The organism is Paenibacillus terrae (genome assembly GCF_005217525.1).
In the GTDB taxonomy this organism is placed as follows: domain Bacteria; phylum Bacillota; class Bacilli; order Paenibacillales; family Paenibacillaceae; genus Paenibacillus; species Paenibacillus terrae_C.
In genome coordinates this window covers 1,055,544-1,068,725 of sequence record NZ_PNXQ01000016.1, presented here as the reverse complement: position 1 = coordinate 1,068,725, position 13,182 = coordinate 1,055,544, and the positions used below count along the sequence as shown (strand labels likewise).

The following is a 13,182-nucleotide window of genomic DNA, read 5'->3' as shown; positions in this document are numbered from 1 at the left end:
CTTCACTTACGGGGCCATCATGACTTGAACCCAGCGTTTGTATCACCTGAAGAGGTTGCCCATTTTCAGCTCGTAAAGCGACATGAAGTTTAATGCCCGCACGCTCTCCGTGATACGGAGCCCAGGGTAGCCGTGTTTTTCCCACCGTCATGGTGGTTGAATCGATGAGGAGCAATTCTTTGGGAAACGTAAGTTTTCGGCGTGTTTCTCGGCTACATTTGTGAATGACCCGATGAAAAAGCTCCTTAAATATAGCAAAGGGGACTTCGGCTGCTTTGGTGGAAAACCGTGAATAATGAACGACAGGCAAACCACTAGAAGCAGCAAAATCTACGCCAGAGCGGTAACTGTCCCATTGCTTCAAAGCGGAAACACACCAGTATTGAAGTAAACGGGCTACCGTGAATTTGCGAGCCTTGTCTTCATAACCTGTATCCTCGGCAACCGTTTGCACTTCTTCGGGAGTCAGGATGGATTGAAGGATGGATGTAAACATGATAGAATTTTTCATGAGATCGTCCTCTTTCTGAATCGCTTGGTGGTACAAACGATTCTACAGAAAAGACGGTCTTTTTTCTACTATTTTTTGGTTATTCAACAGGCGTGCTATTATCATTAATAATAAAGAGGATATTAATGATAATAACAAAATATGAATGGAGTGATTATGAGGATAGTTTATATGAAAAAATTAATATGTTCGATTTTGTTTGCAGCTCTTATTTTAGTTTTCCCTACTCATTCTTTTGCAGAGGTTTCACAATCAAAAGAAGAGTTGAGTTCAAATTCTTCTTCAGTAAGACAACATGGTACAATCACTATTCCATTAGAAGTGACCAATAATTCTGTCAGTGATTCAGTGTACAGCGATTTTTCTACCCAAGCTACGAAGATTGTGTATGCAACTGTAGACTTCTGGGTTGATGTGGATGGAAGCACTGCATTGGGAAATTGGATTATTACAATGGATGATAAAAAGAATAAAATAATTCATGTTAATATTTCTTTAGTTTGGTCTAATGGACAAAAGGATACCTTTAATTATTCAACAAATGGAGTTCCCACATATGTAACGAATCAGGGAGAAACAGTATATAGCAGTTCGGGGCTTCATTCAGCAAAACTTTATGGCGGTGTCTCAGTGACAGGAGCTACTGGCTTTAACTTACCAACCAATGGAGCTAAAGTGACTTTTACAACTAAATAGCCCAAAAAGAGAACACAATTACTCTTCAATTCTGTGTTCTCTTTTTGTCTTAGTACTAAGTATTTGTTATTTTGTTTTTATAGAGGAGGAATAAAGATGAAACTATTTGAAGAGATTTTAAATAATCAAGAACAAACAACTATCAAAAATAACAACAAGACCACTATTTTTGATAGACCTAGCATTAAAAAAATTAAAACAAATGAGAGCATTGAGGAGAATCTATCAGTATTGGCTCAATTTTTTCTTTTGCCATTCAAAACAGGTGATTCAAATGCCGTTTTACATATTCCAGTTTTTGATGACAATACTAAAGTGCAAGTATTACAAGAGATTGGGTCACATTTTGAAGAGTGTAAAATCGTTGAGTTTAAGGAGCATACTCAAATTATGTTAAGTAAAGTAAGGGGTGTTTCAAAAAGGTTTCTTGAAAAAATGATGGACTCTGGTGAAATAAATCCAATTGCATATAGTTTGTACAGAAATAATTCTGTAGGTATTAATTATTCGGAAGAGAAAGAATACAAAGTCAATATTGAATTGATCCAGAGGTCATCTGAAAAATCAATCATTGAGTTGTGGACATTCTTAAACAATACCTTTATAAGAGAGGCGGGGGAATTAGTTTTACTACCGCACCAATGGTATCTAGGTGAAGCATTTAAGGATTATTTAGCGGTAAGATGTTTTGCAAGCGTATGTAAATCAATGAGAGTAACTGTAAATCCTGTCGATAAAGCAATTATGTATATATCTATTAGTTAGAATCAAAATAATGTGACCTTTTTTTGAGCGGAATATGTCCGCTTTATGACTCGCCACTGGACTTTTACTGTGGTAAATTTATATTTTGGAAAATCAAATAAGAGATGATGTTCAGGTCGGCTAATGTGCCGGCCTTTTTATATGGCACGCGCAGGCGGCAAGGCAGCAGTTAACCAGCGGAAACATGAACAGTCTGGTCAGAACCCTTGCGCGGTTCAATTCCGCAGCGTGCCTTATTAGGATAATGGAATCATTGTCCATTTTTTTGTTGAACAATTACAATAAAAGACTTATAATGTAAATGTATATAACTACCTGTAAAAAACTTTATTGATCATGATACTCTAATAGTTTCTATACATACTGGTTGATTGATAAAGTACACAGGTTAAAAAAAATCAGAGAAAGTGGGCTTATGAGTATGAAAAACATCAAAAAAGCTTCTGTATTATCCGTTTTGTCTTTAGCTCTTGCAATTCCATTAACTGCTTCTGCCGCAGCTACGACCGATGTTGCACCAGCTACAACTGACACAACAGCAGTTTCCCAATCTGCAAACACATCGACCGATGTGAATACACCAAAAGCGGGAGATCATGTTATTACTCCTTATGCTACTAAATCGGTGGTTGATAGAACTCTCCGCAACACAGAACTTACAGAAAATTTCGATATACCCGCAGGTTATGGCTATGTTAAAGTATGGATACGTAATGACGGTAAGCAGCCAATTAAATTTTCGGTAAACAAAGGCTCAGAAACAGGTACACAAATGTTGTCTGGAACTGTAGAACCTGGTCGCACTTACAGTGAAATTAGTTCAAGCGCTTGGCCTGGTGCTAATAGGTATTATGTATCTCTTTCCTCGGGTAAAGCATACATGGAGGGCTCTCTCTCAGTTCGTATAGGTACTTCACGAGGAGAACTGTAATAATCATTTCATAATTGTTTATGTGTAGTGAAGAGGTCGACCAATGTGTCGGCCTTTTTTGAGTTTCTTCAATATTCAATAGGAGCGATATTCATGAAGAAAAGCCCAATAGCAGGAATATGTATGCTTTGCAACGACCCTAACCCGAACCCGGAGCATACAACGATGGGCGTATCCTTTTGCGATACATGTTGGGATGTAATGAAATCTGGGGATGAGGACAAATTGGGTGAAAGGATCGTTTGGGACAAGTGATATCAAGAAAGTGAGCAAAAGCCAGCTTATTATGGTTTAACTGCCCATTTTCCGGTAATGTCCAGTTTCTGCGCTTTGACGACCATTTTCAGTAATCAGTAAAATGGTCTTATCATTCCTCTCTAGTAACTAAGTACAAATGCTTTTAGTAAAGAGCATAGCGTTTTTACTGCGGACAGCATGGACGCCAGATTTTAATAAGCGTTGTAGCAGCAGCCGATTTTGTTATTTTTTTTGCGGAAAACGTAATTTAAATAGCCAAAATCGTACATATATCAGCCAAAGTCGTTCCTTACGCGGATCGGCTTTTTATTTTTTCTAGGAGAGTGATTTTATATGAATCAACCATTGCTGGAGAAATACAAGTGTATCAAACAGGAGTGTGACAGCTCCTTCTTGGTGAATATTGAAAAATCCCAAGGCAAGGATCTGATATGCCCATATTGTGAATCCACCGCTGAAGCTGTTGCTAACGAGAATCCAGATTCAGAGCGCGGATTAGTCCAGGGCTGTTTATATCCATGGTGAAAATCATTAGATGGCTGATTAAAGTCACGCACAGCCGAGCGGAAGCACCAAGAAATAGGGGTGAACGTCGTCATGTCCCGAAAACGTAATAAGCTCCTGGTGCTACGTTCCCAACCCAAGCAGCCGAAGAAATGTAAAGGTTGTGTATGGGGTAGATGGGATGGTGTTAAACAGTTTTGTTTGCGTCCATGTATTAAAGAGGAAAAACCTTCCTGAATGTCGAATTGTGGTTTCAGGAGGGGGATATAATGAATTGGAATGATTGGTTAAGTATTATAGCGATTGTATTTTCAATAGTGGCATTTATGTTCAGTTGGAAGTGGTCTACTGACTCTTCGAGAAGTTTAGATGAGATAAGACGTGTTGCTGAACAAATAAACCAAAGTGTGGATTTAAGAACGAGAGATATCGAAAAAAAGGTCGAGGATAGGACGCGTGAAATTGAGAGAAGCGTGGACTCAAAAACAGACAAAATAGCTACGGCCATTGAAACTAGAGTTAGCGATTTAATTAAGAGAGCAGCGCCGACAGATGAAGACAAAGCATTTGGAAACATCCTTAATCAAGTTGGGCCTCAAATGTTTCAGGCAATTATGACTAATCCAGATATGCTTAAAATGATAATGGAAAATAACAAAAAAGATTAATGCACCCTAACCGGTGCTTTTTCTTTTGCCCCCATTCGACAATATGTGAGCCGTTCTGAGCGTTCTTTCTTTTATACAGACGGAATGTTGTAAGGAGTGCAGAAGAAAGCAAAGATAGGGCATACACGCGTTACGTGTCCATGTTAACCTGGTACTCGAATAAGGGAGGCTAATCAAAAAGAATTGCAATAGTGTGGGGTCAATTCTTTAGTCAGAGATGACGCCTTTATTTTGATATTTGTATAAAGTTAAAAACTACCTATTATGGATCAAAAAGTAGTGACATCTTTAATTAATCTTGTAATAATAGGTAAATGATTCTAAGTACCTAAAAATTTGGGTATATAGTCTTTCCTTATCACTACATACAGAAGGGGACAAAAGAGATGAAGAAGTGGGTTAATGTTTTTACGGCAGGAATGCTGGCGACTTCCATATGGGCTAGCCCCATATTGGCGGCCGACAGTTCACACCATGCAACAAAGGAGGACAGTTCTACTGTATCTCAACCTTATCGGGACATGGCGAACCATTGGGCAACGGACAACGTTACAAAATGGAGCCATAGAGGAGTGGTTTCGGGTGTGGAAAACGCTCGTTTTGAGCCAAATCGTCCGATTACGAGAAGCGAATGGGCTGCTTTGTTAAATCGTGCATTTCAAATACAGCCAGGAGAACCAGCATCTTTTACCGATGTAAATAAAGACGATTGGTTTGCCACAACTGTTACGGATGCAGTTTATGCTGGATATATGAAAGGATTCGAAGATAGCAGCTTCCGCCCTACGCAAGTATTGAGTAGAGAAGAAGCGGCTGTGACCGTAAACAAATTACTTCAAATCCCTTCTTCCGATACAAATAAAACCTTTAAAGATAGCGCATCTCTGCACAATTGGTCCCAAAAGGCCGTTAATGCTGTAGTGGTAGCGGGTATTATTGAAGGTTACCAGAACGGTACATTTCAGCCTCAAAAATCATTGACTCGTGCTGAGGCGGTTACGATCCTGGATCGTGCTGTGAATCATTTTGGTGCTTGGTATGGAGAATCAGGAACATATGGACCTTCGACTGGACTTGCCAAGCAGGGAGGCAATGTAGTCATCAACACAACGGGGGTAACGCTCCAAAATACGGAAATCGCAGGTGACTTAATTATTGGCAAAGCTGTTGGGGACGGCGATGTGTTTTTGAAAAATGTTAAAGTCCACGGTCAAACTTACGTTTACGGCGGTGGAGAGCATAGTGTTCATCTGAACAATTCTGTGCTGGTTAGCATCATTGTAAACAAAGTGGATGGAACTGTTCGTTTGGTGGCAGAAGGAGCAACGTCCATTAGCGAAATAAAAATCAAGACGGGCGCAGCCCTCGATGTCTCACAAGGAGCGAGTGTTGATCGAGTTACTCTAACAAATGAGCTCCCCGCAAAATCTAATGTGAGCCTTACGGGTTATTTCCACACAGTGAATGTAGAAGCATTTGCTATTAATGTAAACATTCCAAACGGACAGATTGATACGTTAAACGTAGCTGACAACGCTACGGGTACAACTATAGATACATCAAAAGAGTCTTCTATTCTCTCGCTGGTGCTTAATGCTGCTGCCAAAGTAATAGGATTAGGTTCTGTTGATAAAGCCGTAGTTAATGCTGAAAATGTTTCTTTTCAAACAAAGCCTAAATCTGTGACAAATGGCGACAAGGTAAGTAGTGATGTTAAAGTCACAATAGGCAATTCGACAAATACTTTGGGATCACAGGGGACAACATCATCAGGTGGCGGTGGGGGTTCTTCTAGTAACTCTAATGAATCCGATAAATCCAAAGATGAAGATCATAAAAAAAGTGACGACAAGAAAGATGATACACCTCAAGCACCGGAGCATAATGGGGACGCTAACATTTCTGTTCCTAAAAAAATAGTGACGGTCGGAGAGTCCGTTTATTTTACTAGCTCTTATGATGGTACTGCTTACTTTTCAAGTGATTTAATAGATTACCGTAATCTTCAATCCCTTGAGTTGGGTGTCGAAAGCGGCGAGGTGCTGAAAATGGAGGTTCCGGTCAATAAAACTGTTAGTTTCTCGACATATGATATTAACCATTGGAATTATCCTAGAAACTATGAATTTGATCTGACGGTTTATGACAAAAATAGTGACTATCATAGCAAGGAAATAACGGTTTTGGATGAGAGCGAGCCTCTAGATCAGTCACCGATATATGCTCAATATCCTGAAAGAAAGGATAGACATGATCAATTCTCTATTGATTATAATCGTTTATTACAGATTGCGGATGGGAAGACAACGGAAGATATCGTTCAGTGGTCTGTTGGCGATGGTCCTTTTACGCCTTTCACAAAGGAAGATGGGGCTGTAAGTGTTGAGGACAATAAAGTCTTTATATTGCCTAAACATTTGGAGGATCGGTTGGTTTATAAATTCCGTTTAGTCACAGGCTCCGTGGTTACATCAAATGGTGAATTCAATAAAGAATTTCAGACCTGGGGAAATAGAAGAACGGTCAGAATTACAATGATTCAACCTATCGGGGATATATTAAAGGTTAAAAAAGGAGGCGATATTACATTCTCTCTTTCAGACGTTTCAGAAGTGTATCTGCTAAATACATTTGTTTGGGGAAGCCAAAGTAACTACGACGATTTGGTCGCAGAAAACTGGGGTAAAAAGATAATTGTTACGGATGATGAAGTAAATAAACCAGTTACTATTTCTACAGGCGATTTGCCGTCGGGAAAGTATAAACTTGATGTTTGGCGTGGACAAAATATAGATTTGGAAATTATAGAATAAAACTGAATGCCTTAGGTAAGTGAACTAAACATTACGATATTAAAAGTGGTCAGGAAACTTTTCCTGACCACTTTTTTGTTCCAATATTCCGTCTTGAAAAGAGGATTTATGGTATGCATAACGCTGATACCCTCGAAAATCAGTAGTAAATCCGAATAATGCAGATGTTATTCTGTATTCATAGAAGTTTGTAGAGAAAGGTGGTGAAAACTTGAAATGGTATCATAAAGCCATATATTCATTAGTAAATTCCATTCTTCCAGCTGCGATTAAGCGTCAGATGATGGGTGTAGGCAGGACGACAGTCCTCAAGAACTCTAACCCATGGGGAATCTTTAACTGGTTGCCTAAGAAGTATCAACAGGCTCACAATTTTGAAGGAACTCCTTCTTCTAATGTGGTTGTTAAAGAGCAGTCACAAGCTATAGCTTTGAAAGAAAACCCATATACCAATTGGTCCAAGGAACTAATTGTGAAGCATATTGGAACCGTGGAGGAATTGATCGAAATACTTAATAGTGATATTAATAAATATGAAAAGTCATTAACTGACATCGATAGAAAAATAGGTGCGGCGGGCGACGATCAAAGACTTATTGAGCGCATTGAAAAAAGCGCCACTAAGACAAAAAAGGAATTACAAGAATCCAAAGACAGTTTATTAGAGCATAAAAAAGAGCTAGAACAACTTAAAGCAGCATTAGCTACTAAATAAATATGTAGTAACCTAGTAACAAACAAAATATATACTTTATACACCAAAGCCCTCTTAAACAGAGGGCTTTTACTTTTATAAAAGAAGATTAGTATTAGACTACCTTCAATAATAGAAACAACCTATGTCTTAATACGTCTATTGAATCGGAACGCAAATTTCGCAATAATGATTATTAATAAGTTCAATTGTATATCGCTCCAAGATAGGTCTGGTTTCATCTAAGCTGAACCTTTGATTTTCCAACTCCAGGAATATTTCAGTCCAAGCCTTTTGAACAGCTTCTGCTGTATGATTTATTTTAAAAACAGCGTATCTTCCTCCACTAATGTTGCTTAGACTTACTTCATCAGTATTAACACAGTAATCATCAGAAAGAACCAAACATGCATCGTAGCGACAATTTTCCGGCTTCACAAATGCAGGATTATCTTGGGCAATACCAAGGATAATAGACGTATTATTAAATAAATTATTCGATTTAACCCAACCTTTGAATTTCTCCATTAGTTGTGAATTTGCAATTCCATAAGGACCAATCTGTCTCATGTATGCAATTCTACAAGACGGTATTTTTTCAATTTCAGCCTTCATATTTTCTTCTCTTTCTTTTTAAAGTACATCGATGTCTGAAACCATCTTATAATGCTTTAAAATGATAAACAACTCCGTTTTAAAAATAGTCAAATTAGAGCCTAATACCCAAAGGGAAGACATATGCGCCTGCTCAACAATGTGTGAATGATAGTGGAGATATTTCTTTAATAATAAACTGGTTACTGTATGACGATTAAATAGAAGAGAGCTGCTAAGACAAAACGGTATAGGGCAAACCATTCCAATCCGAGTCGCTTAATTAGTTTGATGAACGTCACTACTGCAATCATCGCCACAAGAAAGGATGTCGTAAAGCCAATTAACATTAGAAAGATATCGTCAGAATTTAGCAACTCGCGACTATCGTACAAATCCAACAAGCTTGCACCAAACATAACAGGTACGGAAATAAGGAACGTAAAGTCTGCGGCGGCTTTTTGGCTAGTGCCAAGTAAAAGTCCACCTGAAATCGTCGAACCCGATCTCGAAAATCCCGGCCACAAAGCCAAACATTGGAACAGGCCAATCCCGAAAGCCTGTTTATAATTAATCCCATCAATCGTATCAGTGGTTTTAGTTCTCCTACTCCGTGCTGCGATAATCATCAACAAGCCACCGGCAACTAAACCGATCAAGACGGGAGTTGGGCCGAATAATTGGCTTTTTATTGTGTCCTTGAAGAGAAGATATACGATTAATGCTGGTAACATAGCCAAAATCATATGAATTACATTTAATCCTTTGCTTTGGGAAAAATCCATTCTAATCAGATTAGCCCCAATCTCCAAATATCTTTTCCAATAAAGAATTAGAACTGCCATCACTGCACCCAACTGTATAACAATTTTAAAAGTTATGGCAGCGTCTCCATCAAAGCTAAGCAAATTGCCTGCTAAAATAAGATGTCCAGTAGACGATACCGGTAGAAATTCAGTTAAGCCCTCTATTATGCCAAGTATTATTGCTTTGATTACATCAGTCATCAGTGGATATCCCCCTTCAGAAATAACAGTTTTCAGTATAAGGGGGACATTTACATATTCCCATCGATCAACATAACAATATTCTATTCAGAATGACATATTTGTCACATTTCTCATTATAAGTGTTTTTAGAGTTAACCTGCCTTTTAGTTTAATGACGTATATTCAGTCTAATGCTCTATTTCCACAGAACAATACTTCTCTTTAAAGTCCGCAGCGTTATAGTAACAAAACCAATTTAAGATATAAGTATGAAAGCCTCTGATAACTCAGGGGCTTATTTTGCGTTCAAAGAAAGGTGAGATCAGTAGTGGATATACTTACAATTCAAGGAGTACGAGGATTTATTGATGGAAATGGTACAGCTCAACTGAATTTAGAAGATACGGTACGCGGCCTTGGATTTACTAAGTGCGAAACTAAGAACGGGAAGGAATACAACAGCATCCGGTGGGAACGCGTCTTTGAATACCTGAATGAGTTCGGCTTCGACCACGAGTGGGCGAAAGAATCTTATGTACCTGAAAACATCTTTTACCGCTTGGCGATGAAGGCAAGGAACGAAGTAGCTGAAGCATTTCAGGTTAAGGTAGCGGACGAAATCCTACCTTCCATTAGAAAAACTGGAGATATGTTGCGAATGAAAACGCCTTTATCGAAACTTATCTTCCTTTTGTGGACGATCAAACCAGAGCTATGTTCAAGCAGACGTTAACGGTAGTAAGACAACAAAACGAAGTAATCAAATTCCAACGTGAAGAAATTGAATATAAAGAGACGGTCATTGTCGGACTGGTCGATGATATCGACCTTGCTGCTAAACGGCAAATCCTAAACAGGGTTGTTCGTAGAGGTGGCAAAAAATATCAAGAACGTTGGCGTGAGCTGTACAAACAATTTGAGATGAAATATCACATCAATTTGTCTGATCGGTTGGATCGTTATAACGAGAACAACAAACCAAAACTGAAGAATAAGATTGACTACATCGATAAAGTGATGGGAAAGATTCCAGAGCTTTATGAAATTGCGGCAAAGCTCTATGAGAATGATGTGAAAGAGCTTGCTCAGGAACTGTATGAATTAAACGAAAGGTAATGCACACACAACTTACAAGAAAGGGAAGATGAATTGTGTCAGATAAAATGATTGAGTCTAATCCAAAGGAAATTGTGCGCCTGTTTGAAATCATCAATCAGTTCGGATCGACCTGTAGTTTGGAGTTTCAAGTCGAGGGACAAGCCGATCCGCTGATAGGGATGGTTGATGAAAAAATTGTTCCTGAGCTTTATGAAGGAGATGGGAATGGAGCTGCAATAGTTCTGGAGTTGGGAGCCACTACTTTTTCCTTTGAAATTGAAAAACATAAATTTTCGAAAAATATAACCGAGTCTCAATTCATTATGTGTATTGTAGGTAAAGGATATGCTGTCTGGTTCAATAGCGGCGTTATCCCGGCAGAAGGCGTTTTAATGGCAAATCAATAACGATAAGACACTTTTTAAAAAGGTGTCTTTTTTGCGTCTTGAGGAGGTGATGAAACCCATGGCAAAGATAAAATCTACATTGGATATTCAATTGGATCTGACCAGACCGGTTGAAGAATTGACTGAGGTTATCTCTGCCGTTATTGCTTCACAGCCAGCTCGTAGGAAAGAAATACTTGAAGGTTTGGATATAGCGGTAGGAAATGCATTAGCAGAGATACAGTCCCAGGAAGAAAAAGATCAGAAAACAAACGACGATAGCTCAGGAAAAGTTTCCTGAACGTGCTCATCTGAGTGCGCTATTTTTATGGCCTTGCGCCTTATATTGATTGATGGAGAAACGGGGGAACAAGTATGGAAGACAACTTAAGTGAGGTGAGCGCGGTTGTGGAAGAGACTACTAAGGCGTTATTCGAAATTAAGGTTCAACTGGCCCGCATGGAAAAAACATTGGAAGGTATGCCAGCTATGGCAGCCACCTTAGAGGCAACGCGAGATTTGGCGCGTGAGGCATGCAGTCTACGAAGTCGGCACATCACCGACTCGATAAAATCGAGGACGGTCAAAAGTGGTTATGGCGTACAGTCAGTGGATCAGCTATTGCTGTAGTAATCGGTGCAGTTGTTACCGTACTTAAAATGGGAGGCGTATAAATTGGATTGGAATACTGTATGGTCGTTAATCGACCCTAAATTATTAATTGTTGTGGCAGTGTGTTGGGTGTTGGGCATCATTATTAAAAAGACTCCACACGTGCCAGACTGGAGTATCGTGTATATCGTAACCGCTGTTGCTGTGATCCTGACGGTCTGGATAATTGGATGGGGGCCGCAGGCAATCATTCAGGGCGTGTTGGCTGGTGCATTTGCTGTTTATGGTAATCAGATGGTGAAGCAGGCCAAGAAGGGAGCTGAAGAGTAATGCGGAAAATCTCAGAAGCAGGACTCCACCTAATCAAGAATTCCGAAGGGTGTCGCCTGGAAGCATACAAGCCTGTAGCTACTGAAACGTATTGGACTATCGGGTGGGGTCACTACGGGCCGGACGTCAAGCAAGGCATGACCATAACACAAGCTAAGGCCGATGTGATGCTAGTGGAGGATTTAGCCAAATACGAAGCTTACGTTAACAACCCGGCCTACCCCAGTTACGGATCAGCTTACGCAAAACCAGTTCGACGCACTTACAAGTTTTTGCTACAACTGCGGCGCGGGTAACCTCAAGGCGCTCTGCAAAGGCCGCACAGTCGCGCAGATTGCCGCCAATATCACCAAATACAACAAGGGTGGCGGCAAGGTGTTGGCTGGGCTGGTGCGGCGCAGAGAGGCGGAACTGGTCTTGTATAACAAACCAGATGCGCCAGTAAAGGAGGGCAAAGAAAAGATGGACAAAGCAAATGTAATCTTATACGGCAAGCCCATTACGGACGTTCTGATTATTAACGATAAGACGTATGTTGCGGTTCGGGATGAGCTGCGGTAAGCCAGGTAAGAGTATATGTAGTAAATCCGTTGAGTGATGATATGGTGGAAGTTGTAGACTATGGCGGTACAGTAGAAAAATTCTCGCCTGATTCGATCAAGATTAACGGTAAGTATTTCATGCGGGATCAGTTTGAATTTAGAGTAGATGTAAAGAAGGACTCCAACGGTATATAGCCGTATAAGAGTCCTTCTTGTTGGTTATTTAGTTGAATACTCGCTTACTTCAAACGTGAGTATTTTATTGAATATTACATAGTCCTTGCGGTTGCTGAATGGACCTTTATTGTTATTGTGCTTATCAATGGCAAAGAATGAAGGACCTCTTCCGGCATCTTTAGCGTCATACCAAGCAATGAATGCACTGAGTTCTTTTTTACTTAGATCGAATTCTTTATCGAATCCATTGTCCATTGTTACAGTCAGAATAGCACGGTCACCAGTAGGTTGTGATGATCCATCAGTATCCGATGATCCAGGCGTTGTAGATGGATCAGGCGTTGTAGATGGGTCAGGCTTTGTTGATGGGTCAGGTGTTGTAGATGGATCGGGCTTTGTTGATGGATCAGGCGTTGTAGATGAACCTGAATCTTGATAAGGTAAAAATCCCTCAGGAATAGGATATTTAAAATTGCTTGCTCCAAAATTAGCTTCATAAGATATTTTCGAAGCAGTTCCGCTTGAAACTACAGGGAAAATCTGGGTCCCCTCTAGTTCAGATGGTTTAATGGAATTAGCTCCGAGGGAAACTCCATTCCTGTACCAAACAATTT

At 39.7% G+C, this 13,182-nt stretch carries 20 protein-coding genes and 2 pseudogenes; 18 read left to right on the top strand and 4 right to left on the bottom strand.

The genetic code is table 11. The annotated features are described in order from the left end of the window. On the bottom strand, positions 1-511 hold a 511-nt coding region (locus C1I60_RS25975), incomplete at its 3' end, for a transposase (protein WP_252361831.1). A gap of 171 nt (positions 512-682) precedes the next feature. Here C1I60_RS25975 and C1I60_RS22515 point away from each other — a divergent pair. From C1I60_RS22515 to C1I60_RS22485, 8 genes are all read left to right on the top strand, one after another. After that, positions 683-1,207: a hypothetical protein gene (locus C1I60_RS22515; RefSeq protein WP_137063703.1), complete on the top strand. Its 525-nt coding sequence runs from the start codon at positions 683-685 to the stop codon at positions 1,205-1,207. A 96-nt stretch (positions 1,208-1,303) separates the two neighbouring features. Next, positions 1,304-1,972, top strand: coding sequence for a hypothetical protein (locus C1I60_RS22510; protein WP_137063702.1), 669 nt, complete (start codon positions 1,304-1,306; stop codon positions 1,970-1,972). A gap of 421 nt (positions 1,973-2,393) precedes the next feature. Continuing rightward, positions 2,394-2,903: a hypothetical protein gene (locus C1I60_RS22505; protein WP_252361830.1), complete on the top strand. Its 510-nt coding sequence runs from the start codon at positions 2,394-2,396 to the stop codon at positions 2,901-2,903. A gap of 93 nt (positions 2,904-2,996) precedes the next feature. Beyond that, on the top strand, positions 2,997-3,158 hold the full coding sequence (locus C1I60_RS24605; RefSeq protein WP_170970872.1) for a hypothetical protein: 162 nt from the start codon (positions 2,997-2,999) through the stop codon (positions 3,156-3,158). A gap of 336 nt (positions 3,159-3,494) precedes the next feature. Beyond that, on the top strand, positions 3,495-3,686 hold the full coding sequence (locus C1I60_RS22500) for a hypothetical protein (RefSeq protein WP_137063700.1): 192 nt from the start codon (positions 3,495-3,497) through the stop codon (positions 3,684-3,686). Positions 3,687-3,934: 248 nt separating this feature from the next. Next, a complete protein-coding gene (locus C1I60_RS22495; RefSeq protein WP_137063699.1) occupies positions 3,935-4,333 on the top strand; it encodes a hypothetical protein in 399 nt (132 codons plus the stop codon). Positions 4,334-4,719: 386 nt separating this feature from the next. Beyond that, complete coding sequence (locus C1I60_RS22490; protein WP_137063698.1) at positions 4,720-7,146, top strand: S-layer homology domain-containing protein; 2,427 nt, start codon at positions 4,720-4,722, stop codon at positions 7,144-7,146. 211 nt (positions 7,147-7,357) lie between these two features. Continuing rightward, complete coding sequence (locus tag C1I60_RS22485; RefSeq protein ID WP_137063697.1) at positions 7,358-7,861, top strand: hypothetical protein; 504 nt, start codon at positions 7,358-7,360, stop codon at positions 7,859-7,861. A 138-nt stretch (positions 7,862-7,999) separates the two neighbouring features. On the opposite strand, the gene C1I60_RS22480 is transcribed toward C1I60_RS22485, so the two are convergent. Both C1I60_RS22480 and C1I60_RS22475 read right to left on the bottom strand, forming a co-directional pair. After that, positions 8,000-8,455 (bottom strand): AraC family transcriptional regulator, encoded by a 456-nt coding sequence (locus tag C1I60_RS22480; RefSeq protein ID WP_137063696.1) that lies wholly within the window; start codon positions 8,453-8,455, stop codon positions 8,000-8,002. Positions 8,456-8,637: 182 nt separating this feature from the next. Beyond that, positions 8,638-9,441 carry an undecaprenyl-diphosphate phosphatase gene (locus tag C1I60_RS22475; protein WP_137063695.1) on the bottom strand — a complete coding sequence of 268 codons (804 nt, stop codon included), beginning with the start codon at positions 9,439-9,441 and terminating at the stop codon, positions 8,638-8,640. A gap of 310 nt (positions 9,442-9,751) precedes the next feature. On the opposite strand from C1I60_RS22475, the gene C1I60_RS22470 reads away from it, so the two are divergent. From C1I60_RS22470 to C1I60_RS22435, 10 genes and pseudogenes are all read left to right on the top strand, one after another. After that, positions 9,752-10,156: a BRO-N domain-containing protein gene (locus C1I60_RS22470; RefSeq protein WP_137063694.1), complete on the top strand. Its 405-nt coding sequence runs from the start codon at positions 9,752-9,754 to the stop codon at positions 10,154-10,156. Beyond that, positions 10,138-10,539, top strand: a complete 402-nt coding sequence (locus tag C1I60_RS22465; RefSeq protein ID WP_170970871.1) for a hypothetical protein — start codon at positions 10,138-10,140, stop codon at positions 10,537-10,539. The genes C1I60_RS22470 and C1I60_RS22465 overlap by 19 nt, the downstream gene beginning before the upstream one ends. Before the next feature lie 35 nt (positions 10,540-10,574). Continuing rightward, positions 10,575-10,928: a hypothetical protein gene (locus C1I60_RS22460; RefSeq protein ID WP_137063692.1), complete on the top strand. Its 354-nt coding sequence runs from the start codon at positions 10,575-10,577 to the stop codon at positions 10,926-10,928. 58 nt (positions 10,929-10,986) lie between these two features. Then, positions 10,987-11,208, top strand: coding sequence for a hypothetical protein (locus C1I60_RS22455; protein WP_137063691.1), 222 nt, complete (start codon positions 10,987-10,989; stop codon positions 11,206-11,208). Positions 11,209-11,440: 232 nt separating this feature from the next. Continuing rightward, positions 11,441-11,581: a hemolysin XhlA family protein gene (locus C1I60_RS22450; RefSeq protein ID WP_252361829.1), complete on the top strand. Its 141-nt coding sequence runs from the start codon at positions 11,441-11,443 to the stop codon at positions 11,579-11,581. A 1-nt stretch (position 11,582) separates the two neighbouring features. Then, positions 11,583-11,849: a phage holin family protein gene (locus tag C1I60_RS22445; RefSeq protein ID WP_137063690.1), complete on the top strand. Its 267-nt coding sequence runs from the start codon at positions 11,583-11,585 to the stop codon at positions 11,847-11,849. Next, entirely contained in the window at positions 11,849-12,145 is a 297-nt protein-coding gene (locus C1I60_RS25015) for a lysozyme (protein WP_212734498.1), read from the top strand. The genes C1I60_RS22445 and C1I60_RS25015 overlap by 1 nt, the downstream gene beginning before the upstream one ends. Beyond that, a pseudogene (locus tag C1I60_RS26380) lies at positions 12,135-12,200 on the top strand (hypothetical protein); the annotation flags it as partial. The gene C1I60_RS25015 and the pseudogene C1I60_RS26380, both read left to right, overlap by 11 nt. 24 nt (positions 12,201-12,224) lie before the next feature. Then, positions 12,225-12,410 carry a hypothetical protein gene (locus C1I60_RS25970; protein ID WP_252361828.1) on the top strand — a complete coding sequence of 62 codons (186 nt, stop codon included), beginning with the start codon at positions 12,225-12,227 and terminating at the stop codon, positions 12,408-12,410. A gap of 29 nt (positions 12,411-12,439) precedes the next feature. Next, positions 12,440-12,586 (top strand): hypothetical protein, encoded by a 147-nt coding sequence (locus C1I60_RS22435; protein ID WP_353505574.1) that lies wholly within the window; start codon positions 12,440-12,442, stop codon positions 12,584-12,586. Between the two features lie 24 nt (positions 12,587-12,610). Here the strand turns inward: C1I60_RS22435 and C1I60_RS25965 are convergent. After that, positions 12,611-13,182, bottom strand: a pseudogene (locus tag C1I60_RS25965) (SPRY domain-containing protein); the annotation flags it as partial.